The organism is Stenotrophomonas sp. YJH_SMC_8 (assembly GCF_059371315.1).
Genome location: NZ_JCAFUL010000006.1, coordinates 251,347 through 272,922, shown reverse-complemented (window position 1 = coordinate 272,922; position 21,576 = coordinate 251,347). Strand labels below are relative to the sequence as shown.

Sequence of the window (21,576 nt, the reverse complement as noted above, 5' to 3'; positions counted from 1 at the left end):
GGGTTCAATGCTTCTGCTCTACGAAGTGGCAATGGCGTTGTTCATCGGATTCGGGCCGTTGTTCATTCTTTGCCTTCTGTTCGACCAGACCAAACAGTTGTTCCAGCGATGGTTGTTCTATGGCATTGGAACCATGTTCTCCATGGCGGTGCTGGCGGCGATGGTCTCGATCGCGCTGGACATGGTCATCCGTGTGTCGGCCTCGTTCTGGATGACGGCGCTTGTGAACAAGTCCCCGCTCATGGGCGCGTCCTATGAACGTGGTGAATGGCTACCCCGTGTAAGAGGCCATGACTCGTGTTTCGGCTCCATTCTGTACGAATGAGCCGATGATCGACTTCTCGGTTATGGCCGCGTCCACCGGTAACATGACCAATCGACGATCTGGCACGGCGGCATAGGCCCGATCTTAACGACGCGTATCCCGACTGCGCCCCCAATGGCAGCCATGTTCTTCCAGGGCACCTTGGGTAGCTTCATGGCATATTCGCAGATAGGTGGTAGCCCGGTGGCGCAGCCGCCGGGCCCGAGTGGGCAGCCGCCGGGTAGTTACTACACGCCGGCCCAGACAAAGGATCATTCCAGTGCTCCATCGGTCAGTTCGGGCCACGGCGCGACTTCTGGTTACGGTATTGGGCGATCAGGTGAGATCAAGCAAGATACTGGAAAGTATGGGCAGGCTGGTGCCTGATCGTGGAATGACAGTATCGAATGATAGAGGTGTGCGTATGAAGTGCATTGTCGTGCTTTTGCTGCTCATTATTTCTAATGTGGCGTTGGCGGAAGGACGTTGCCCCCCAGGGCAGTACCCAGTGGGAGGTCAGGGTGTAGGAGGTTGTGCGCCAATTCCCGGTGGTCAAGCTGGTGGTGAGAGTAGTGGCCCCATGCCAACTGGAAAATGGGAAACCCGATGGGGTGCATTGGCGCAGGACGCAGACCATCAAGTTGGCCAAAATTTGGCGATTGGTGTGGCAGAGGTAAAAAAAACAAAGAGCGAAGCCAGATCCCTCGCGCTCTCTGAATGTCGGCGCATGGGAGGGCAGAAGTGCAAAGTCATTCTTGAGTACCACAATCAATGCGCCGCGCTAGCTGGCCCGGTGATCGGCTCAGTACCCCTCGCCGACGTGACAACCGTGGCGTATCGATCACCTAATGAAGAGGATGCGAAGGTGGAGTCAGTACGCCGTTGTGAATCCGAGGGTAAAGGGCGCAGTTGTACTGTTATCTACTCTGCTTGCAGTATGTCTGAGTTCAAGCCATTCCGCTGATGTGAGGTCTAGCGGCAATAGAGCTCTGTCGCTCGTTGCAATTTTGCCGTGATTTCTCAAAGGAAAAGGCCTGATGAAGGCCTTTCCCGTTTCTGGCCGTGCATCAGGCGTTGGCTTTGTGCCAAGTGGGAATGTCGCCAACCATCAGTTCTGCCTCGTCCTGGATGATAGCGCTTGTGAACAAGTTCCCGCTGATGGGCGCGTCCAGCGATGGCATGACCAGCCAGGCGATGCAGCAGGGAGGCATGGGCCTGATCCTCACCGCGTTGATCCTGACTACACCCCCAATGGCAGCGATGTTCTTCCAGGGTACCCTGGGCACCTTCATGGCATATTCGCAGATAGGTGGTGGCGCAAGTGCCTCGCCGAGTGCCGATGGTCGTCCGCCGGGCATGTCGGCTCCGCCGCCGGCGGCTCCAGAGGCGGCGTCGGGCCACAATGCAGCAAATCCTCAGAACAGTCTGGGCCGAGTGTTTGACGGCACGGGCGGGGCGGGAGGAACCACACCTGGTCAACGTGGCGCGGCGAACGCCAATCAAGGAAATTAGAGGCTGGACTGACGATGAGCGCCAACGGTTTTCTGAAATATCTTTGCTTGTCTTTCGTGTTTATGGGTTCTGCATACATCAATTCTGCGTTAGCAGAAGGTCGCTGCCCTCCGGGCCAGTATCCGATCGGCGATCAGGGAGTGGGCGGCTGTGCTCCCATCCCTGGTGCAGGCCGGAGCGCGCCTGATGAGAATCCCGGGCACTGGGTTAAGACGTGGGGAGCCGTTGCGGGATCCATGAATGGCGATGCGGGTGCATCGACTGGCCATCAGGCCAAGGCCTCGGCCGAGCGACAGGCGATCGAGCGCTGCGGTCACTGGGGAGCAACTGATTGCAAGGTTCTGTACACCTATTACAACCAGTGCTATGCGTCCATCAGAACCGGCCGGCCGGACAATGGAACGATGTTCAACGCGGGTGCTACCAAGGAACAGGCGCTGGAAAGGGCGACGCAGGATTGTCGGAATTCGGGAAGCCAGGAGTGCACGTTCGTCCACTCGGACTGCACCAAGCCCTTCTTTCAGGAGGGCTGATATGGCAAATCATATTGCCTCCCGTTCTTTGGATGTCGCTTGAAGCACTGCGGAAGGCTTCAAGGAAGATGACGGGTGCGGAGCATCAGACCACCGAGTGATCAACAGTGATGTCCAAAATGTCTTGGCAATGGCCGGATTCAAGCATCTGGGTAACATTTCTTGGGTTTTTGACGCTGGCGTTTGCCGTGCTCGTCGTTACTGAAAATGCCAATGCCGAAGGCCGTTGCCCTGGGGGCCAGTACCCGATTGGTGGCCAAGGCGTTGGAGGCTGCGCACCCATACCCGGCGCGACTCAGAGCGCCCCGCAGGAGAATCCCGGGTACTGGGTCAAGACATGGGGTGCAGTCGCCAGCTCGCCTGGAGGAGATGCAGGTTCTGCCACTGGGCATCAGGCCAAGGCTTCGGCAGAGCGCCAAGCCGTCGAGCGATGCCGGCAGGGCGGAGCTACCGACTGCACAGTTGTTTTTACCTACTACAACCAATGCTATGCGGTTGTCCGGGCTGCACGACCGGACAATGGCATGAGATTCAACACCGGGGCGACGAAAGAACAGGCGCAGGAGCGGGCAGCCAAGGACTGCAAGGATTTGGGAAGTCAGGCTTGCTCCGTTTTCCATTCTGACTGTACCAAACCGTTCTTCCAGCAAGACTGATCGGTTGTGACGTCATGGAGATTCAAGACAATGGCCGATTTCAAACCTTTACGCGGTAATCCGGCGTTCGTGACTCTGACGCTGCTGTTTGCTGCACTCCTCGTTGCCAATAACGCCAATGCGGAGGGCCGATGCCCGGCCGGCCAGTACCCCATCGGCGATCAAGGGGTGGGGGGGTGTGCCCCCATCCCTGGAGCGGGGGGGGAGCGCCCGTGGGGCGGAACCCGCTGGCCAGTGGCATAAGACGTGGGGTGCCATTGCTTCCTCGCCCAGTACGAACGAAGCAGGCGTGGCGACAGGGAGGGCGACGAAAGAGGATGCAGAGCGTGTCGCTCTCGATGGATGCGGCATGCACGCTGCTCGCGACTGCCGAATACTCATCGCGTACCGAAACCAGTGTGCCGCTTGGGTCGTTCCTCAGAGCCAATGCAATGGGGCGCGTGGTGGCGTTGCGAGCGGTCAAGACTTGAAGGAAGCCATTGCGCAGGCACAAAAGATCTGCGTGGATCCGGCTGGAACGCAATGCAAAGTCGCCTACTCAGCGTGTTCTGAGCCGGTCTATGAGGCGTTCTAGCTAAAGGATCCTGACAGCCAGCACCTGGAGCGTGTTGATTGCTCAGGGCAACGGCTAGGGCAAGCTTCGATATGCCGACGTGAAGGCGATATTGGTGCGACGGCGTCTATTTGATCGACAGTAACTTGCTGTGCCCCGGCTCTATTTCAACTGGGTGATTTACTTCAGTCGAGCCTGCGCTGATGCACAGTCTGACGCGATTGACTTTGAGCGTTCAGCGTGGCTGCGCGACCATGGGGCTTGCCGAGCACTCCGGTTGGAATCGCCGAGTTCTCCAATGATCTGGTACCCGGCCAGCCTGGGCCTTGTCTGCTCTGCGGAGCCCTCCCAATCCGGGAGGCAAGTTTGGGCAGCGATCGTCTGCTCAGGCCGTCCCACCTCTCACAATGGGCAGCAAAGGAATGAGTCTCCCCATGAAACGGATCCACCTCGCTTTCCTCCCCTGCCTGCTGATTGCAGGCATGTTGCCATTCAACGCGCTTGCCGAAGGCAACTGCCCGCAGGGCATGTATCCCATCGGTGGTCAGGGTGTACAGGGCTGTGCGCCTATTCCGGTGAGCAGCTCAGGATCCCCGTACAACAATCGCCCCAACTGGGCGCAGACCGTGCGCGGCGTGGCAATGGATGCCCGCGGCGATACCTTCATCAGCAACTCGATGCGTTCGCGGGGCAAGGCCAAGCGCGCATCCATGAAGGAGTGCAAGGAGTTCGGGAAGGGCGAATGCACATTGGCGACCTTGTTCCAGGCGCAATGCGTGGCGGTCGCCCACGCGGGCCTGGGCACTGAAACCACCAGCGTTGCCACCGCCATGTCCGAACAGGGAGCGGTCATTGTCGCGATGCAGCAATGCAACGCGAAGGCGGCATGGAAGCAGCTGCCGCAGGGGCAATGCGGGATCGCCAGAACGGCCTGCACGGCGGATCTGTTCATCAGGTAAGGCGCCATTCACGCTAAGCCTCGTTTTCTGTGATCAATTCCGCTTTTCGATTTCCTCGGCCTTCGACGCGGCAGAACGCCTCGCGGTAAGCTCCTCGCGCGTCATGAAAATGACGCGCCAGTGCCGCCGAATGCAGGAGTTCTTCCGTCCAATGAGGACGCTGTCAGCCCCTGCATCGGGTAACGCTCGTCATCATCGCGGTCTTGCCGTACGCAAGGCTATGATCCCTGTCCGCGCAAACGCGGATAAGCCGGAGTACCGCATTCCGGCTGGGCAGGGAGGCGGGCATCGGCATGACCACATTGAAGGAGTGGGAGGGGATGGAAGACAGGGTTGGCGCACACATGGACGATGCCCTGGCATTTGTTCCGTCCGGTGCGAACCTGCTGGAAGCTGTCAGGGGCGAGCTCAACGGCGATGGCATCGAGTATCAGCTGCTGGTCATCGACCAGCCGACGCCGGAAGGGCTGGTGCCCGGCCAGCACGGGCCAAACCGGGTGCTGCTGTTGCTGCGCGGTGATGGGCGCGGGCGCTGGCAGCTGGCCGCGCGCAACGACAAGCTGGTGCCGTGTTCCACCCGAGGTGGCCTGGCCGGCGACCCTTTTGCGTATGCAATGGTCGAGAAGGGCACCTTCAGCGTGATCACCAACGGCGGTAGCCGCGAGCGCTGGAGCAGCACCTACCGGTTCCGCTATGCGCCCGCGGACAAGGCCTGCTGGGTGGACGGGGTGAGACGCAAGGTTGTGGATATCGAGACCGAAGCGACCAACATCCGGGATTACTCGGTGGCGGAGCTGGGCAGGGTGCGGTTCGAGGACTTCGACCCGTCCAGTGTCGCCGAGGTGTCGCTTCCATGAGCCAAGCTCCAACCGGCGGAAGGGAATCCGCGCTGATGAAGATTCAGGAGTTGCACTGTGTCGACCGATAGAGAGTCGCAGCTGTTGCGGCAGGCGACCCAAGCCGGCATCGACTCCCCGCTTGAACTGGCCAATTTCATGGCCCAGGCGGGGCACGAGTCGCGCGGCTTGAGCCGGCTCAACGAGAGTTTCAACTTCACCCGGGGAATCTCGCAGATCCCGGTGGAAGCTGCATGGCGCAATGGCAACGCTGCGCTGGAGGGCGCCCGCCAGGAAGCGCTGCGTGGCCGCCCGGAAAACCTGGCCGAGCTGATGTATGGCGGGCGCATGGGCAACGACGCGCCTGGTGACGCGCTGAAGTACCACGGCCGCGGCTATCTGCCGCTGGTCGGCAAGGAAAATTACGAGCGTGCCGGCAAGGCGCTGGATCTGGACCTGGTGAATCAGCCGGAGCTGGCCGCGCAGCCCGAGCACGCAGGCCGTATTGCCGTCTGGCAGTGGCAGACGCGGGTGCCGGAGGCGGCGCGCGAGGATGTGCGCGAAGCAACGCATGCGCTCAATGGCGCGCTCAATGGCATCGAGGCACGCCGGCAACGCTTCGAGGTCTGGCAACAGAAGTTGACGCCGGACGTGATGGCGCGACTGGATCGCGGCGAAGTCGGTGCGCCGGCGCAGACCGTTGCACGTGACATGTCGCATGCCGGTGAGCCCGGCAATGCGTTGTTCGAGGATGCGCGCAGGCATCTGCAGCAGCTGGGACCGCAGAGTGGGCTGCGCAGTGCACAGGAACTCGACAATACCGCTGGCGCATTGGCGTTGGGCGCGCAGAAGGCCGGCCTGTCGCGTATCGATCATCTGTTGGCCGGCAGCGATGGCCGCACGCTGTTTGCGGTGCAGGGCGCGCTGGGTGATCCGGCGATGCTGCGTGCGTCCGTAGACCGGGAGCAGGCCGCACAGCAGCCACTGGCGCAGAGTAGTCAGCAGCTGGCGGCCAGTGTTGCGCAGCAGGATCCGACGGCCGCGCTCGCCCGCGAGCAGGAGCAGCGTTCTCGATCCATGTAACACCTGATGCCGGCGGGCAGGGGGCCGCCGGTATTTTTACGTACGACGCGTGGCGCCCTGTGGCGCCGACATGGAAACCCAAACGTAAGGACACCACATGCGAATCGTTCCCTCGAATGCCCGGCACGCCGCTGCCCGCTGCAATGCATCCGTGCGCCGCCTGCCGCCGCTCTGGTTGCTGTTACTTGGACTTGCCGCAGCGTCGGCACAGGCTCAGGAAGCAGCTGCACCCGCCGTGGAAACGCCCCCCGCTGCCGAGGCGACCGTTGACGCGCCTGCAGGGGCGGCGCCCGTTGCAGCACCCATGACGGCCGAAGCCGTTGTCGCGGCGCCGGCTCCCGAAGTACCGGCTGCCGTGACACCTCCTGCGGCACCTGGGGTGGGCACGCAGCCGGCGCCGGCCGCGGACCTGGTGCCTGCGCCGGTTGCGCCCGTTGCGCCCGCAGTGGCGGCGCCTGTGGCTGCACCGCCTGCCACCGTCGAGCCAACCGTTCCGGCGGTAGCACCCGCACCGCCCGCGTTGGCCATCGTGCCGTTGCCTCCGGAACAGGCCACCGAGCGTGCGCTCGGTGCCCGCTGTCCGGTGGATCTGGCCGGGCGACTGGCGACCCAGGGCGACCTGCTGATTGGCGCCTGCCAGGGCACGATGCCGGCGCATCTGGCCGCGCTGCTGGTCGCGCTGCCCGCGCAGGATATCCACCTGCCACGCGGCTGGCGCGAGCGAGAGGTACAGCAGAAGGCTTGGTTCAAGGCGGTACCGGGCTACGGCCAGCGCCCGGACTTCATCGTGCGGATGGGCGACATCTGGGTGCGTTCGCTGGAAGGGCGTGACGCCGACAGTACGTTTTACCTGGTGTCGGCGCCGTTCACCTGCAGCGACCGGGTCGCCAACCGCGATGAGTACGGCGCGGAGCCGGTACGCGTGCCAGCGGGGGATTGCCGCGAGGCCTATGTGGCCCAGCGTGTGTACCAGGTCCGCGGGGATGCGGCGCCGCGGGATGTGACCGCCGATGCAATGCCGACGATGCCGCCGTTGACGGAGGCCGATCGTGCACGCCAGCTGTCGCGCGAAGGCCGGATCAGCCTGGACCACAGCAAGCTGCAGTACGGCCCGGCCATGCGCTGGTTCGTGCAGTACCCGGAGACCGCCCAGAAGGGTGGCCCGCGTGCGTTCAGTGATTGGAACCGCGAGCACCTGGCATTCGTGGTCTGGACCGGAGATCGCTTCGAGCTGCGCGAAAAGGTTTCGCGCAGCCAGTGGCCCTGCGACCCAGTGGCACCGGGGGATCGGGCCTGTGGCGGCTTCCCGGATTCTGGCCCGGATCTGTTTGTGACGGCCGGTACCTCCGCGCCGATGGCTGCCTCCGGTCCCTGAGCCGGAGTGCCGACGTGCAGCGGGAGCCGGAATGACCGGCTCCCGTGCAGTCCATCAGGCCTGCATGCTGCGGGTCTGGTTCTGCTGCTGCTCCAGTTGCTGGTCACGCTCAAGTGCATGGCGCTGACCGGCGGCCTGCTGGTCGATGCGCTGGCTGCTCTGCTCCAGCGGCGTGTTCATCGCCATGGCCGTGTCCACCGACACGCGCAGGTGTGCCGGGTCGCCGCCCTGGCCCTGCACCGCGAAGCTTCGCGAGGCATCGGCGTTCATCACGACTTCGTCGATCCGCTTGCCGCCAGCGGCATGCATCTCGGCGGCGAGGCTGCCAGCCAGCTGCGTGCTCATCACGTCCGGCACGCGCCCGACCCGCACGTCCTGCGCATGCACGCCACGGATCGCGTCGTTGAACAATGGGTTGCCCAGGTGGTTGGCATCGTCCATGCGCAGCATGCTGGTGTGATGGCCGTTCTTCTCCGCTTCGCGGCGTGCCGGTTCACCAGGCTGAAGCGGGCCGCGGATGTGGTCGTACAGATCGATGGCGCCGCCCGGGATGCCACGCGCTGCACGGGTAACGCCACGGCGCAGTGATTCCACGTCGTCGCGGTACTCCTCGATCATCTTGGCGTTGTCCTTGGCCAGCTTCTGCGTTTCAGGGTGCTTGAGCACAGAGCCCTGGTCGAGGAAGTTGCCCAGTTTGTGCGCACCGAACGAGCTGCCTGCTGCAATCAGCGGGCTGTCCGGGATCAGGGCGCGCATCGGATGGTTGCTGAAGCCGTTTGCGGCGAGTGTCTTGATTTCGTCCGGCTTCGCATAGATGCGGACCTGGCCGAAATGCGGCGATGCGGCGCTGACCGGATCGGAGGCCATGACGTGGTTGATCATGGTGTTGCCACCTTCGGGGATGCGGTAGCTGAGGCTGACCGCGCCATAGGCGTTGAAGGTCTCGCCCTTGACGTTGAAATGGTGCGAGGTGATCTGGGCCAGGGCGCCGCCGAGGGAGTGGCCGGTGACGGTGACCTGCGGGGCACGCCCTCCGAATGCGGCGTCCTGCTTGGCGATATCCAACGCGCTTCGAGTCAGGGCGATGGCATCGGGGGCCTGTACGTTGGTACGGGCTACCACCATGCCGCCATCAGTCAGGATCGCGTCGCGGGCGATCTGCTCCGTGCCGCGATGAGCGACCACGATCTCGTTGGTGTCCGTGCGTTGGTAAATGGTGCCTTGGTAACCGTTGATCCGATTGTCGACATGCTCAAGAACTCTGTACTCGTGTCCGTTGAGCGTGACTTTCTCTTCCTGGCCCGGAGCCCGTCGCCCGACTGCACGATCCTTATAGGCGTCATCGGAAAGTGCGGCGTAGTCCTGAGAGGTGATGGTCATTGGGTGACCTCACTGGCGCTGAGGCTCATGGTGAACAGCTTGCCCTGCAGTTCGGCGACGTAGTCTGCAGGATTGGACTTGCCGGTGGCCGGATAGTTGGCAGCAAGCGGTGCCCGCGGATAGGCCGCGTCTGGGTAGTAGAGCGTATGCGCGCTGCCTTCGGTCAGTGGCTTGGCCTCGACGAAGGTCAGGAAGCGCGTTTCGCCTTCGGCGCCCGTTGCCTTCAGCATCGCCCCTGCGCCGCTGAACTCCCACTTGCACACGCCACGGCCGTAGTAGTCCTCATCCAGCATACGGTCCACATACAACGTGCCGCGGTATTCGCCGTCGGCGACCTTGCGCAGCTCCACCGGCTCCTGGCTGGTGATGCGTGCGGCGGTACCGGTGGCCGGTTCGATGTGCCCGCACTGGTCTTCGTTGGTCACGTCGTACTGCGCGACACCTTCGACCACCGCGAAATCACCGGGGGCATCCTTCAGGCGCAGCACCAGTTCATAGGCCTTGCGCGGGCTGGGGTTGAGCTTGGCGAGGCCGCGCCCACCCTGGGCGACATCGGCTTCGGCAGCGGCACGTTCCTGGTTCATGGCGGTCTCCGGGTTGCAGGCGGTCAATAGAAGCAGAGCAAGGCACGGGATCATCTTGTGGCGCAATGTCGGCCTCCTTGGGGGTAGGGATGGTTGAACTGGCAGCTCATGGCGCGAGTTTCTGCACAGTGGTGGTGGTTGAGAACAGCGCATCGCGAAGATCGGCGCTGTACGCCAAGGGATCCTCCTCACCACTAGCGCCATAGTTGGCGACGTTGTCGGCGCGTGGATAGATCAGTTTTGGGTAGAGAAGCGTTAGAGGAGAGCCGTTCTCCATGCGCTCCTTGTTGAGGAACGTCAAGAATCGGGTGTCCGCTTTGCCGGCAGTGGCCCGCAACATCGCGCCAACGCCCGTCAGTGCCCAGTGGCAAGTGCCGCGCCCGTAGTACTCCTCGTCCTGCATACGGTCCAGGTAGAAAGTACCGCGGTATTCGTTCTCACCGACCTTGCGTAGCTCGACGGGTTCCTGGCTGGTGATGCGCCCTGCAGTGCCGGTCGCAGGCAGGATCCGACCACAATCTGCGTAGTTGCTGACGTCGTACTGGGCCACGCCCTCAACGATCGCGAACGGACCCGGCGCGTCCTTCAGTGTCAGCACCAGCTCATAGGCCTGCTTCGGTGCGGGATTGAGCTTGGCCAGGCCGCGTCCACCCGCGGCGACATCGCGCTCTGCGTCTGCGTAAGGCGAGCACGCCGCCAGTGCCAGCAGCAGGGCCGCCGGCAGCCAGCATCGCGCGCTTCGCGATGGCGTTGCCGTGCTCAAGGCGTGTTCCTGCATCGTGCATCCATGTCCATATATCCTTCCCTGGTGACAGGTTTCCCGATTATGGGGTGCCCGGGAAACCCGGCGCCAGCCGCGAGCGGGCATGAGTGCCAGAAATTTGACGCATTCAGGATTGGGCGGTGTCGCGGAAGTGCTTGCGGCACAGTCGATTTGCCGGATTCGGAACGACCGCGTAATGAATTCGATATTCAGCCGCCGATCTGTGACATCGATCATTAATTCACGCGATCATCACCCAAGCGAAATCTTCCCCCATGGACTACACGATCCGCCCCGAATCCACTGCCGACCACGCCGTCATCCATGCGCTCACCGAAGCTGCCTTCCGCCAAGCCGCGCACAGCAGCCACACCGAGCAGTTCATCGTCGATGCGCTGCGTTCGCGTGGGGAGCTGAGCATTTCGCTGGTCGCCGAAGCCCAAGGCCAGGTGGTCGGACACATTGCGCTGTCGCCGGTCACCATCAGCGATGGAAGCACAGGCTGGTTCGGCCTTGGCCCGATCTCGGTTCTGCCGGCGTGGCAGGGGCAGGGCATTGGCGCGGCGCTGATGCGCGCGGCACTCGACGCGCTGCGTGGACTGGGCGCACGGGGTTGCGTGCTGCTGGGTGAGCCGGCGTATTACGGCCGCTTCGGCTTCCGTGCCGAGCCAGGCCTGGTGCTGCCGGGTGTGCCTGCGGAGTACTTCCAGGCGCTCTGCCTGCAGCTGCCGCTGGCGCAGGGCGAGGTGCAGTACTCGCCGGCCTTCGAGGCGACGGCCTGATCCACGGCGAGCGCGTGCCCGTCAGGGCGCGCGCCAGACGGTCGGTTCGGGTTGTGGCTTTGGAATGCGATAACCGCCGATGTGTTCAAGCAGTTCATTGGTGCGACGTTGTTCCGCCAGTACCTCACGCAGCAGGCTGCGGACAGCGAAGATGGCAAATGGCACCAGGATCCAGACCAGGCTGATGCCCAGCGCAAACAGGGTCAACAGGGCTTTTGCACCATCCATGCACGGCGTTCCTTGATCGAAGGCAGCCACGCTAGCACGCGGTTGCGGCCAACAGATGTCAGCCGTTATGCCGAAGATGGATCAGTGGATACGCACGCCCCTGCGAATCGAGCGGTGAGCGACCGGTTTCGACGAAGCCCATGCGCAGATAGAAGCCCACGGCCTGCGCGTTCTGTGCGTTGACGTCGGTGCTCAGCTGTGGGCAGAGGGCCAACGCGTGCTGCAGCAGTTGGCGACCAACCCCAGTGCCACGCACGTCCGGATCGATGAACAGCGCTTCCATGTGGGTGCCGTCGATCAGCATGAATCCGAGGGGGCGATCCTGTGCGTCGACAGCAACGGTCATCGGCGCCTGCGGCAGGAAACCGGCCACTTCGGCATCGATGGCCTGGCGGTCTTCGGCACTGAGGAAGTCGTGGGTGGCGTCGACGGCGCGACGCCAGAGGTCGACGAGGGCGGCGCCTTCGTCGGCGCGCGAGGGGCGCAGGGTGGTCATGGGTTCACCAAGGTGCTTCGGAAGAGTGCGAAGTATGAGGCTTTCCGGTAACGCCTGCAGGCGAAGATTCATCCCGCGTCGCGGTGGCGGATGAAGGGGCTGTGCGCAGCTGCGTCGGCGCGCAGCACCACCCCATCCTCGAAGTCATCGCTGTCGTTGAAGGGTACGCCCGGCCATTGTCGCCAGCCTGCCAGCCGCTCGCGGTAGTCGCTGGTGGCCGCCGCCATTGCTTTGTCGTGCGCCCGCACGCGATCCGCTGGCAGCCCGGAACGCACGCCATGCACCACGAACGGTTCCATCACTTCGAAGCCGACGTAGCGCAGGCTGTACATCAACGACCACAGCAGCAACCGGGTGTCGCCCTCGCGGCCGTCCACCGCGCATGCCCGCGCCGACGAGCCGGTGGTGACGCTCAGCAACGCGCGCTTGCCCTGCATCACGCCGTGCTCGTGGCGCTGCCGGCTGTTGTACATCGGCCCGTAGACGAGCACGCGGTCCAGCCAGCCCTTCAGCATGGCCGGAGCCGCGAACCACCACAGCGGAAACTGCAGGATCAGCAGGTCGGTGGCCCGCAGCAGCTGCAGATGGCGCTGCACCTCGGCGGGCAGCTGGCCCTGCTCAGCGCTGTGCCGCTGTTCGCGTTGGGCGTCGAAGTGGTCGGGATGCAGGCGATGCGGATGGTGGTCAGCCGCTTCCAGCGGATCGAAGCCTTCCGCATACAGGTCGACCACGTCCACCTGCAGGTTCTCATGCCGCAGCTGCTCGGCGGCCTGCGCGGCCAGATGTGCATTGAACGAACGGGGCTCGGGGTGGGCCAGCAGGATCAGGGCGCGCATGGGTCGAGGGAGTCGTGGAGTGTGCGACCATCCTCGCGATGCCGGCCTGCCCCGGCAATTACGCACCTTGAGGTAACCATGGCCTATCCCGGAGACGTGTATGCCGCCGACTGCTCCGCACGCGACGCGCTTGCGCTGATTTCAGGCAAATGGGTGATGCTGCTGCTGCCGGCATTGGCGCAGGGCGCGCTTCGCAACGGCGCGTTGCTGCGGAAGATCGAAGGCATCTCGCAGAAGGTGCTGACCCAGACCCTGCGGCAGCTGGAGCGCAATGGCCTGGTCGAGCGTTGCGACCGGGGCAGCAAGCCGCTGCATGTGGAGTACCGGTTGACCGAGGTTGCGCGCGGCCTGGTCGACACGCTGGCTGCCCTGGACCGCTGGGCCGAGCACAACTTCCCTGCGCTCGACGCGGCCCGAGAGCGCTTCGACGCACGTTAGCGGCGTCTGCACGGCCCCGGGCGTACAATGCGCCCCCGGCGGCCATCCTGGCCCAGTTGAAAAGCGAGAACCGCCATGACCGATGTCCTGGGTGTACCGGTGCACGACGCCGATGAACACTGGATGCGCCATGCACTGGCCTTGGCCGAGCGCGCACAGCGTGAGTTCGACGAGATCCCGGTTGGCGCGGTGCTGGTAAGCGCCGATGGCCAGCTGCTGGGCGAGGGCTGGAACCTCAATATCGCCTCGCACGATCCCAGCGCGCATGCCGAGATCGTGGCGATGCGGGCCGGCGGCAAGCAGCTGGCCAACCATCGCCTGCTCGGCAGCACCCTGTACGTGACCCTGGAGCCGTGCGCGATGTGCGCGATGGCAATCGTGCATGCGCGCGTCTCGCGCCTGGTGTATGGCGCCAGCGATCCCAAGACCGGCGCCTGCGGCAGCGTGTTCGACCTGCTCGGTGACGCGCGCCACAACCACCGGGTGGAGATCCACGGCGGCGTGCTGGCCAAGGAAGCCAGCGTGCGCCTGACCAACTACTTCCGCGCCAAGCGCGGCAAGCCGCCGCTGCTGCTGGAAGACCAGGTCGGCGAGGGCTGAGGGGCGAACGGGTATGATGGGCGCCTCTTTCCTTCACCGGTAGGCCGCGCGCCTGCCCAGCAACGAGGCGACACAATGGCGGACACCGGCGCGGCCAACGAACGACTGATCTGGATCGACCTGGAAATGACCGGGTTGGACACCGACAACGATTCGATCATCGAGATCGCCACCGTGGTCACCGACGCCCAGCTCAACGTGCTGGCCGAAGGTCCGGAATTCGCTATCCATCATCCGCTGGAAACGCTGGAGGCGATGGACGAGTGGAACCGCAACCAGCATCGCCGTTCGGGCCTGTGGCAGCGCGTGGTGGACAGCACCACCACCCTTGGCCAGGCCGAGGCGCAGACAGTGAACTTCCTGGCACAGTGGATTCCGGCAGGCCTGTCGCCGATGTGCGGCAACTCGATCTGCCAGGACCGTCGCTTCCTGCACCGCCAGATGCCGCGCCTGGAGAAGTACTTCCACTACCGCAACCTGGACGTGTCCACGGTGAAGGAGCTGGCCAAGCGCTGGGCGCCGACGGTGGCTGCCGGTGTCGGCAAGAACAGCAACCACACGGCCCTGAGCGATGTGCACGACTCCATCGCCGAGCTGCGCCACTATCGCCAGTTCATGGGGGCGCTGTCGGGCTTGCCCACGGCCTGAACAACGACGCCGGGCATGGCCCGGCGCTGTCGGGTGACACACGAACGGGTAGTGCCGGCCGCTGGCCGGCAATCCGGCGGCTTTCGTGAGGTGTATCGGGTTGCCGGCCAGCGGCCGGCACTACCCTCCGTTCAACTCCCTGGCGCTAAGATCGGCGCCATGAACGAGCCTATCCTGCTCCCCCGCGACATCGCCCACGACGCCCGCGACTGGTCCGACCTGCAGCGGGCGGTGGCGCTGCTGGAAGCGCCGACCCTGACCGCGCGCATGGCCAACCTGGTCGGCACGCCGCTGGAGTTCGCGGTGAAGGCGCTGCCCAGCTCGGTCTCCAATCGCATCCACGGTGCGGTGCAGGCGGCGCTGTCCAAGTCCGCGCAGGCCGCGCTGTGGAGCATGGACAACACGCCGGGCAAAGGCGCTTCAACCCGTTGGCACAAACTGGCGGCGGCCACCTCCGGCGCGGTCGGCGGGGCGTTCGGCTTCGCGGCCTTGTTCATCGAGCTGCCGGTGTCGACCACCATCATGATGCGCGCGGTGGCCGACGTGGCCCGCAGCGAGGGCTTCGACCTGTCCGAGTTCAGCACCCGCCAGGCCTGCCTGGAGGTGTTCGCGCTGGGTGGCAACTCGCCGCGCGATGACGCCAGCGAGACCGGCTACTACCTGGCCCGCGGCTTCACCACCGACGTGATGCGCCACCTGTCGGCTGAACTGGCCGGGCGCGTGGTGACCGGTCGCGACCTGACCCTGGGCGTGGCACCGAAGGAAGCTGGCAAGCTGCTGGCGAAGATGGTGGAGAAGGTGGCGGCGCGTTTCGGCGTGGTGGTCACCGAGAAGTTCGCCGCGCAGGCGGTGCCGATTGTCGGTGCCGCTGCCGGTGCAACGCTCAATACCATGTTCACCGACTACTACCAGGACATGGCGCGTGGCCACTTCATCGTGCGCCGGCTGGAGCTGAAGTACGGGGAAGACGTGGTGCGCACCTGCTATGACCGGGTGGCGCATGGCGGTGTATTGATCGAGCCGGCGCTGTAACCGGGTTTGGGGTCAGAGCCCTTTGCGTTGCAAAGGGATCCGACCCCGGCCGGGCCATCCTTGCCTGCCGGGCACAACTGTTTTGCCACAACACGCCTGTTGCCTTTCGCAGGCGGTCCCCATTCTTGCTGGCACTCCCCCCGCAAGAGATGTCCGCCATGTTGTTCACCTCCCACCGTCTGGGCCCGCTGACCCTGCCCAACCGCATCGTGATGCCGCCGATGACCCGCTCGCGTGCGGCTGCCGGCAACGTTGCCACCGCCGAGATGGCGACCTACTACGCGCAGCGTGCCGGTGCCGGCCTGATCGTCAGCGAAGGTACCCAGATCAGCGCGCAGGGCCAGGGCTATGCCTGGACCCCGGGCATCCACAGCCCCGAACAGGTAAAGGGCTGGCGGCAGGTGACCGATGCCGTGCACGCCGCCGGTGGCCGCATCTACGCGCAGCTGTGGCACGTCGGCCGCGTCTCGCATGTGGCCCTGCAGCCCGATGGCGCAGCACCGGTGTCGTCGTCGGCGTTGCTGGCCGAAGGCGTGAAGGTGTTTGTTGACCCCACGGGTGCAGGCCCGGAAGCGGGCGTGGGCGAGATGATCCAGCATTCGATGCCGCGCGCGCTGCGCGAGGACGAGATCCCGGGCATCGTCGCCGATTACGCGCAGGCCGCGCGCAATGCGCTGGAGGCAGGCTTCGACGGCGTCGAACTGCATGGCGCCAACGGCTACCTGATCAACCAGTTCATCGATTCGCAGGCCAACCAGCGTACCGATGGCTATGGTGGTTCGCTGCAGAATCGGCTGCGTTTCCTGCGCGAAGTGGTGCAGGCGGTAGTGGCAGTGGCCGGCGGTGATCGCGTTGGCGTGCGCCTGGCGCCGCTGACCACGCTGCAGGGCGCGGTGGACGATACGCCGCAGGCGACCTATCTGGCCGCTGCACACCTGCTTGGCGAGCTGGGCGTGGGCTACCTGCACATTGCCGAAGCCGATTGGGAGGATGCGCCGGTGATGCCGGCGGCGTTCAAGCAGGCGCTGCGCATGGTCTACCCGGGCACGCTGATCTATGCCGGCAAGTACACCGCCGAGCGCGCCGAACAGGCGCTGGCCGAAGGCTGGGCCGACCTGATCGGGTTCGGTCGGCCGTTCATTGCCAATCCGGATCTGCCTGAGCGCCTGCGCTTGAGTGCGGAACTGAATCCGCCGGACCGTGCGACGTTCTTTGGCGGTGGTGCGCTTGGCTTCACCGATTACCCGACGCTGGAAGAGAGCGTCGCCGCCTGATCCTGGAGGCTGCCGGCCAGCGGCCGGCACTACCGGTGCATGGAGATGGGTGGGTGCCGGCCAGCGGCCGGCACTACCAGGGGGCGCGGGGCAGGGTAGTGCCGGCCGCTGGCCGGCATTTCTGTTTGGGATCAGGGCTTGTCGCGCACCAGCGCATCCGCCTCGACCACGCCGCCATCCTTGCCATGCAGGTACAGGTGCATGTCCTGCTGCGGATACGGAATGTTGATGCCGGCCTTGTCGAAGCCCAGCTTCAGCTGCTCCAGCAGCGTCACCTTGGTCCCGAACCAGTCGGCCGATTTCACGTAGCAGCGGATGCCGAGGTTGATCGCATGCGCGCCGAGTTCGTACACCACCACGTCCGGTGCCGGCGTCTGCAGCACGCGTGGGTCGGCCTTCATCAGCGCCAGTGCGGTGTCGCGCGCCAGCTGGATGTTGTCCTCGTAGCCGATGCCGATCACCAGTTCGACGCGGCGGGTCGGTTCGGCGGTGAGGTTGATGATCGGTGCGGCGGTGATCAGCGTGTTCGGGATGGTCGTGTGCTGGTTGTCGGCGCCGGTGAGGACGGTCTGGAAGATGCGCACTTCGCGCACCGTGCCGGTCTGCCCGGCCACGGTCACCACGTCGCCGACACGGAACGGGCGCAGCGTCACCAGCATCACGCCCGAGGCGATGTTGGACAGCGAATCCTTCAATGCCAGGCCGACGGCCAGGCCAGCGGTGCCGAGCACGGCCAGCAGCGGGGTGATCTTCACACCGAGCGTGTCGATGGCCAGCAGCGCCACGATCACCAGTGAGGTGGCATAGACCACGTTGCGCAGGAAGCTGCCCAGCATCGGGTCCACGCCCATGCGCGCGGTCGCGCGTGGCATCGCGTTGGACAGCCGTCGCGCCGCCCACATGCCCACCAGGAACACCACGACCGCGGCCAGCAGCGGCACGCCATAGGTTTCCAGCAGGCGTTCCCAGTCGAGTGAGTGGAACCAGGGCGTTGCGGCGGGAGTGGCGGGTGCTGCGGCGGCGATCATGCGGACATCCTTTGCTGCGAAGGGCAGGGCGTCCTTGGACGCCAGAAACACGAAGCCCCGCAGAGGCGGGGCTTGCGTGCAGCAGCAGTATGGGCTGACGCCGATGAACACGACGTCAGCCTGCGGCCATCAGTGCATCAGCCGTTGGCCTTCAGCTTGGCCAGGCGCAGCCAGGTATCGACCACGGTGTCCGGGTTCAGCGACACCGATTCGATGCCTTCCTGCATCAGCCACTCGGCCAGATCCGGGTGATCGGACGGGCCCTGGCCGCAGATGCCGACGTACTTGCCCTTGGCGCGTGCCGACTTGATCGCCATCGACAGCAGCTTTTTCACCGCCGGGTTACGTTCGTCGAACAGGTGCGCGACGATCGACGAGTCGCGGTCCAGGCCCAGGCTCAGCTGGGTCAGGTCGTTGGAGCCGATCGAGAAGCCGTCGAAGATCTCCAGGAATTCATCGGCGAGCAGTGCGTTGGACGGCACTTCGCACATCATGATGATCTTCAGGCCGTTCTCGCCCTGCTTCAGGCCGTTCTGTTCCAGCACCTCGATGACCTTGCGGCCTTCTTCCAGGGTGCGCACGAACGGAATCATGACCCACAGGTTGTCCAGGCCCATTTCGTTGCGCACGCGCAGCACAGCCTTGCACTCCAGCGCGAAGGCGGCCGAGAAGCTCGGGTCGACGTAACGGCTGGCGCCGCGGAAGCCGATCATCGGGTTCTCTTCGTGCGGCTCGTAGTTGCTGCCGCCGATCAGGTTGGCGTACTCATTGGACTTGAAGTCCGACAGGCGCACGATCACGGCGTTCGGTGCAACCGAGGCGGTGAGGGTGGCGATGCCTTCGGCCAGGCGGTCCACGTAGAAGCTGACCGGATCACCGTAACCGGCGATCTTCTCGTCGATCTTCTTCTTGGTCGCGGCGTCCTGGCGGTCGTATTCCAGCAGCGCATTCGGATGGATGCCGATGTGGCTGGCGATGATCATTTCCAGGCGGGCCAGGCCGATGCCGGCGTTCGGCAGCTGGCCGAAGTCGAAGGCACGTTCCGGGTTGGCCACGTTCATCATGATCTTCAGCGGTGCCGGCGGCATGTTGCCCAGATCGGTGGTGGTGCGCTCGAAGCCGAGCTTGCCTTCGTAGATGAAGCCGGTATCGCCTTCAGCGCAGCTGACGGTGACCAGCTGGCCATCTTCGATGACCTTGGTGGCGTTGCCCGAACCGACCACGGCCGGCACGCCCAGCTCGCGCGCGATGATCGCGGCGTGGCAGGTACGGCCACCGCGGTTGGTGACGATGGCTGAAGCGCGCTTCATCACCGGTTCCCAGTCCGGGTCGGTCATGTCGGCGATCAGCACGTCGCCCGGCTGCACGCGGTTCATGTCATCCAGCGTCTTCACCACGCGGGCCACGCCCGAACCGATCTTGGCGCCGACGGCACGGCCTTCGGCCAGCACGTTGCCGCCCTTTTCGGTCAGCGCGAAGCGCTCGATCTGGGTGGCGTGGCTGCGCGACTTCACCGTTTCCGGGCGCGCCTGCACGATGAACAGCTTGCCGCTGACACCGTCCTTGGCCCACTCGATGTCCATCGGGCGGCCGTAGTGCTTTTCGATGACCAGCGCCTGCTTGGACAGTTCCTGCACGTCCTCGTCGCTGATCGAGAAGGTGTTGCGCAGTTCGACCGGGGTGTCCTCGATCTTCACGCGCTCACCGGGGACATCCGAATACACCATGCGGATCGCCTTGCTGCCGAGCGAGCGGCGCAGGATCGCCGGCTTGCCGGCCTGCAGGGTGGGCTTGTAGACGTAGTACTCGTCCGGGTTCACCGCACCCTGCACGACCATTTCGCCCAGGCCGAACGAGGAGGTGACGAACACCACGTCGCGGAAGCCGGACTCGGTGTCCAGGGTGAACAGCACGCCGGAGGAACCGACGCCCGAACGCACCATCAACTGCACGCCGGCGGACAGGAACACGTCCTCGTGCTTGAAGCCGTGGTGCACGCGGTAGGCGATGGCACGGTCGTTGTACAGCGAGGCGAACACTTCCTTGACCTTGTGCACGACGTCGTCGGCACCGGTGACGTTGAGGAAGGTTTCCTGCTGGCCGGCGAAGGAGGCATCCGGCAGATCCTCGGCGGTGGCCGACGAACGCACGGCAACGGCCACGTCGCCACCGCCGTTGTCGGCGCTCAGCTTGGCGTAGGCGGTGCGGATGTCCTGGTCCAGCTGCGGCTGCAGCGGGGCATCGATCACCCAGGTGCGGATTTCCTTGCCGGCCGCGGTCAGCGCGTTGACGTCCTCGACGTCCAGCGTGGCCAGCTTGTCGAAGATGCGCTTGGACAGATCGTTGTGCGCGATGAAGTCCTTGAAGGCTTCAGCGGTGGTGGCATAACCGCCCGGCACCGAAACGCCCAGACCGGCCAGGTTGCCGATCATCTCGCCCAGCGACGAATTCTTGCCGCCTACGCGGGCCAGATCGGCCAGACGCAGTTCGTGCAACCACAGGATGTTCTCGTTCAAGCGCGATGCTCCGTTTGGCCATCGCCCGAGGCGGGCTGAGTGGCCGCGTCCGTAGGAAGAAGCCGATATGATGCCGGGCAGAGCACCGTCGGCACAAGCTTGTGCTGGCGGCCTTTTTAAGCTTCGTAGGGGGTAAAAGCGCGCATGTCGACCATCCGTCCGGTGTTCTACGTTTCCGATGGAACCGGTATCACCGCTGAAACCATTGGGCATAGCCTCCTGACCCAGTTCTCCGGGTTCAGCTTCATTACCGACCGGATGTCGTTTGTCGACGACCCCGAAAAAGCGCGTGAAGCCTGTGCCCGGATCCAGGCGGCGGGGGAGCGGTACCAGGTCCGGCCGATCGTGGTGAACTCCTGCGTGGACCAGAGCCTGAGCCTGATCCTGGCCGACAGCGGGGCACTGATGCTGGATGTGTTCGCACCGTTCATCGAGCCGCTGGAGCGTGAACTGGCCAGCCCGCGCCTGGCCCGGGTTGGCCAGGCCCACGGCATGGTCGATTTCGACACCTATCACCGCCGCATCAATGCGATGAACTTCGCGCTGACCCACGACGACGGCATTGCGGTGAACTATGACGACGCCGACGTGATCCTGGTGGCGGTGTCGCGTGCCGGCAAGACGCCCACCTGCATCTACCTGGCCCTGCATTACGGGGTGCGCGCGGCCAACTATCCGCTGACCGACGAGGACCTGGAAAGCGACCGCCTGCCGCCGCGCCTGCGCAACTACCGGCGCAAGCTGTTCGGCCTGACCATCGACCCGGACCGCCTGCAGCAGATCCGCCAGGAGCGCCGTCCGAATTCGCGCTATGCCAACCTGGACACCTGCAAGCGCGAAGTGGCCGCGGCCGAGGTGATGTTCCAGATGGAGCGGATCCCGACCCTGAGCACCACCCATACCTCGATCGAGGAGATCTCCAGCAAGGTGCTGGCCACGCTGGGGCTGCAGCGCGAGCTGTATTGAGGCGCGCGCCACGTTCGCCGGGCATGGCCCGGCGCTACCAGTGGATGCTGCGCGCTGTAGTGCCGGCCGCTGGCCGGCTGATCGATGAACCCTCGGCCACGACGCAGTGTTGCCGGCCAGCGGCCGGCACTACCCCCGGGGTTGGCTTGCGCATGCGCGCCCCCACGTTGAAGCACCAACGTGTAGGATCGACC

The 21,576-nt window shown here is 64.6% G+C and carries 25 protein-coding genes; 17 read left to right on the top strand and 8 right to left on the bottom strand.

Going from position 1 to position 21,576, the window contains the following annotated elements; translation table 11 throughout:
- The 10 genes from AC5P88_RS10210 to AC5P88_RS10165 form a co-directional block, all read left to right on the top strand.
- Window positions 1-325: type IV secretion system protein (locus AC5P88_RS10210; RefSeq protein WP_495224957.1), on the top strand; the 325-nt coding region annotated here is incomplete at its 5' end.
- Window positions 326-671: 346 nt separating this feature from the next.
- Entirely contained in the window at window positions 672-1,268 is a 597-nt protein-coding gene (locus tag AC5P88_RS10205) for a DUF4189 domain-containing protein (protein ID WP_495224963.1), read from the top strand.
- A gap of 176 nt (window positions 1,269-1,444) precedes the next feature.
- Window positions 1,445-1,816: a hypothetical protein gene (locus tag AC5P88_RS10200; protein WP_495224956.1), complete on the top strand. Its 372-nt coding sequence runs from the start codon at window positions 1,445-1,447 to the stop codon at window positions 1,814-1,816.
- A gap of 14 nt (window positions 1,817-1,830) precedes the next feature.
- The gene (locus tag AC5P88_RS10195) at window positions 1,831-2,349 is read left to right on the top strand and encodes a DUF4189 domain-containing protein (protein WP_223846428.1); all 519 of its coding nucleotides are present in this window, start codon (window positions 1,831-1,833) and stop codon (window positions 2,347-2,349) included.
- 110 nt (window positions 2,350-2,459) lie between these two features.
- Window positions 2,460-3,005: a DUF4189 domain-containing protein gene (locus AC5P88_RS10190; RefSeq protein ID WP_495224955.1), complete on the top strand. Its 546-nt coding sequence runs from the start codon at window positions 2,460-2,462 to the stop codon at window positions 3,003-3,005.
- A 118-nt stretch (window positions 3,006-3,123) separates the two neighbouring features.
- Entirely contained in the window at window positions 3,124-3,579 is a 456-nt protein-coding gene (locus AC5P88_RS10185; protein WP_495224954.1) for a DUF4189 domain-containing protein, read from the top strand.
- Between the two features lie 413 nt (window positions 3,580-3,992).
- Window positions 3,993-4,517: a DUF4189 domain-containing protein gene (locus AC5P88_RS10180; protein ID WP_495224953.1), complete on the top strand. Its 525-nt coding sequence runs from the start codon at window positions 3,993-3,995 to the stop codon at window positions 4,515-4,517.
- Window positions 4,518-4,837: 320 nt separating this feature from the next.
- Window positions 4,838-5,374: a hypothetical protein gene (locus AC5P88_RS10175; RefSeq protein ID WP_033833160.1), complete on the top strand. Its 537-nt coding sequence runs from the start codon at window positions 4,838-4,840 to the stop codon at window positions 5,372-5,374.
- Between the two features lie 57 nt (window positions 5,375-5,431).
- Window positions 5,432-6,436: an XVIPCD domain-containing protein gene (locus AC5P88_RS10170; protein ID WP_495224952.1), complete on the top strand. Its 1,005-nt coding sequence runs from the start codon at window positions 5,432-5,434 to the stop codon at window positions 6,434-6,436.
- A 97-nt stretch (window positions 6,437-6,533) separates the two neighbouring features.
- The gene (locus AC5P88_RS10165) at window positions 6,534-7,811 is read left to right on the top strand and encodes a hypothetical protein (protein WP_495224951.1); all 1,278 of its coding nucleotides are present in this window, start codon (window positions 6,534-6,536) and stop codon (window positions 7,809-7,811) included.
- A 54-nt stretch (window positions 7,812-7,865) separates the two neighbouring features.
- Here AC5P88_RS10165 and AC5P88_RS10160 read toward each other — a convergent pair whose 3' ends face one another.
- From AC5P88_RS10160 to AC5P88_RS10150, 3 genes are read right to left on the bottom strand one after another with little or no spacing between them, the layout of a single operon-like run.
- On the bottom strand, window positions 7,866-9,191 hold the full coding sequence (locus AC5P88_RS10160) for an XVIPCD domain-containing protein (RefSeq protein ID WP_495224950.1): 1,326 nt from the start codon (window positions 9,189-9,191) through the stop codon (window positions 7,866-7,868).
- Window positions 9,188-9,841 (bottom strand): hypothetical protein, encoded by a 654-nt coding sequence (locus tag AC5P88_RS10155; RefSeq protein ID WP_495224949.1) that lies wholly within the window; start codon window positions 9,839-9,841, stop codon window positions 9,188-9,190. Before AC5P88_RS10155 ends, AC5P88_RS10160 begins: the two co-directional genes overlap by 4 nt.
- Window positions 9,842-9,881: 40 nt before the next feature.
- Window positions 9,882-10,553, bottom strand: a complete 672-nt coding sequence (locus tag AC5P88_RS10150) for a hypothetical protein (RefSeq protein WP_495224948.1) — start codon at window positions 10,551-10,553, stop codon at window positions 9,882-9,884.
- A gap of 260 nt (window positions 10,554-10,813) precedes the next feature.
- On the opposite strand from AC5P88_RS10150, the gene AC5P88_RS10145 reads away from it, so the two are divergent.
- On the top strand, window positions 10,814-11,320 hold the full coding sequence (locus AC5P88_RS10145; RefSeq protein ID WP_495224947.1) for a GNAT family N-acetyltransferase: 507 nt from the start codon (window positions 10,814-10,816) through the stop codon (window positions 11,318-11,320).
- A gap of 21 nt (window positions 11,321-11,341) precedes the next feature.
- On the opposite strand, the gene AC5P88_RS10140 is transcribed toward AC5P88_RS10145, so the two are convergent.
- From AC5P88_RS10140 to AC5P88_RS10130, 3 genes are all read right to left on the bottom strand, one after another.
- Window positions 11,342-11,578, bottom strand: a complete 237-nt coding sequence (locus tag AC5P88_RS10140; RefSeq protein WP_258179461.1) for a hypothetical protein — start codon at window positions 11,576-11,578, stop codon at window positions 11,342-11,344.
- Between the two features lie 28 nt (window positions 11,579-11,606).
- Entirely contained in the window at window positions 11,607-12,044 is a 438-nt protein-coding gene (locus AC5P88_RS10135) for an acetyltransferase (RefSeq protein WP_106549105.1), read from the bottom strand.
- Between the two features lie 68 nt (window positions 12,045-12,112).
- Complete coding sequence (locus tag AC5P88_RS10130) at window positions 12,113-12,880, bottom strand: NAD(P)H-dependent oxidoreductase (protein WP_495224946.1); 768 nt, start codon at window positions 12,878-12,880, stop codon at window positions 12,113-12,115.
- 78 nt (window positions 12,881-12,958) lie between these two features.
- On the opposite strand from AC5P88_RS10130, the gene AC5P88_RS10125 reads away from it, so the two are divergent.
- From AC5P88_RS10125 to AC5P88_RS10105, 5 genes are all read left to right on the top strand, one after another.
- Window positions 12,959-13,318: a winged helix-turn-helix transcriptional regulator gene (locus AC5P88_RS10125; RefSeq protein WP_106549107.1), complete on the top strand. Its 360-nt coding sequence runs from the start codon at window positions 12,959-12,961 to the stop codon at window positions 13,316-13,318.
- Window positions 13,319-13,393: 75 nt separating this feature from the next.
- Window positions 13,394-13,918 (top strand): tRNA adenosine(34) deaminase TadA, encoded by a 525-nt coding sequence (tadA, locus tag AC5P88_RS10120; RefSeq protein WP_495224945.1) that lies wholly within the window; start codon window positions 13,394-13,396, stop codon window positions 13,916-13,918.
- Between the two features lie 75 nt (window positions 13,919-13,993).
- The gene (gene orn, locus AC5P88_RS10115; RefSeq protein ID WP_049444646.1) at window positions 13,994-14,566 is read left to right on the top strand and encodes an oligoribonuclease; all 573 of its coding nucleotides are present in this window, start codon (window positions 13,994-13,996) and stop codon (window positions 14,564-14,566) included.
- Between the two features lie 159 nt (window positions 14,567-14,725).
- On the top strand, window positions 14,726-15,598 hold the full coding sequence (locus AC5P88_RS10110; protein ID WP_495224944.1) for an EcsC family protein: 873 nt from the start codon (window positions 14,726-14,728) through the stop codon (window positions 15,596-15,598).
- A 158-nt stretch (window positions 15,599-15,756) separates the two neighbouring features.
- Window positions 15,757-16,872 (top strand): alkene reductase, encoded by a 1,116-nt coding sequence (locus AC5P88_RS10105; protein ID WP_495224943.1) that lies wholly within the window; start codon window positions 15,757-15,759, stop codon window positions 16,870-16,872.
- Window positions 16,873-17,003: 131 nt separating this feature from the next.
- Here AC5P88_RS10105 and AC5P88_RS10100 read toward each other — a convergent pair whose 3' ends face one another.
- Together AC5P88_RS10100 and ppsA are read right to left on the bottom strand one after the other, a co-directional pair.
- Complete coding sequence (locus tag AC5P88_RS10100; protein ID WP_495224942.1) at window positions 17,004-17,900, bottom strand: mechanosensitive ion channel family protein; 897 nt, start codon at window positions 17,898-17,900, stop codon at window positions 17,004-17,006.
- 137 nt (window positions 17,901-18,037) lie between these two features.
- Window positions 18,038-20,416: a phosphoenolpyruvate synthase gene (gene ppsA / locus AC5P88_RS10095; protein WP_106551416.1), complete on the bottom strand. Its 2,379-nt coding sequence runs from the start codon at window positions 20,414-20,416 to the stop codon at window positions 18,038-18,040.
- A 144-nt stretch (window positions 20,417-20,560) separates the two neighbouring features.
- Here ppsA and ppsR point away from each other — a divergent pair, with 144 nt between their 5' ends.
- Entirely contained in the window at window positions 20,561-21,382 is an 822-nt protein-coding gene (gene ppsR, locus AC5P88_RS10090; protein ID WP_006452040.1) for a posphoenolpyruvate synthetase regulatory kinase/phosphorylase PpsR, read from the top strand.
- Window positions 21,383-21,576: the final 194 nt, after the last annotated feature.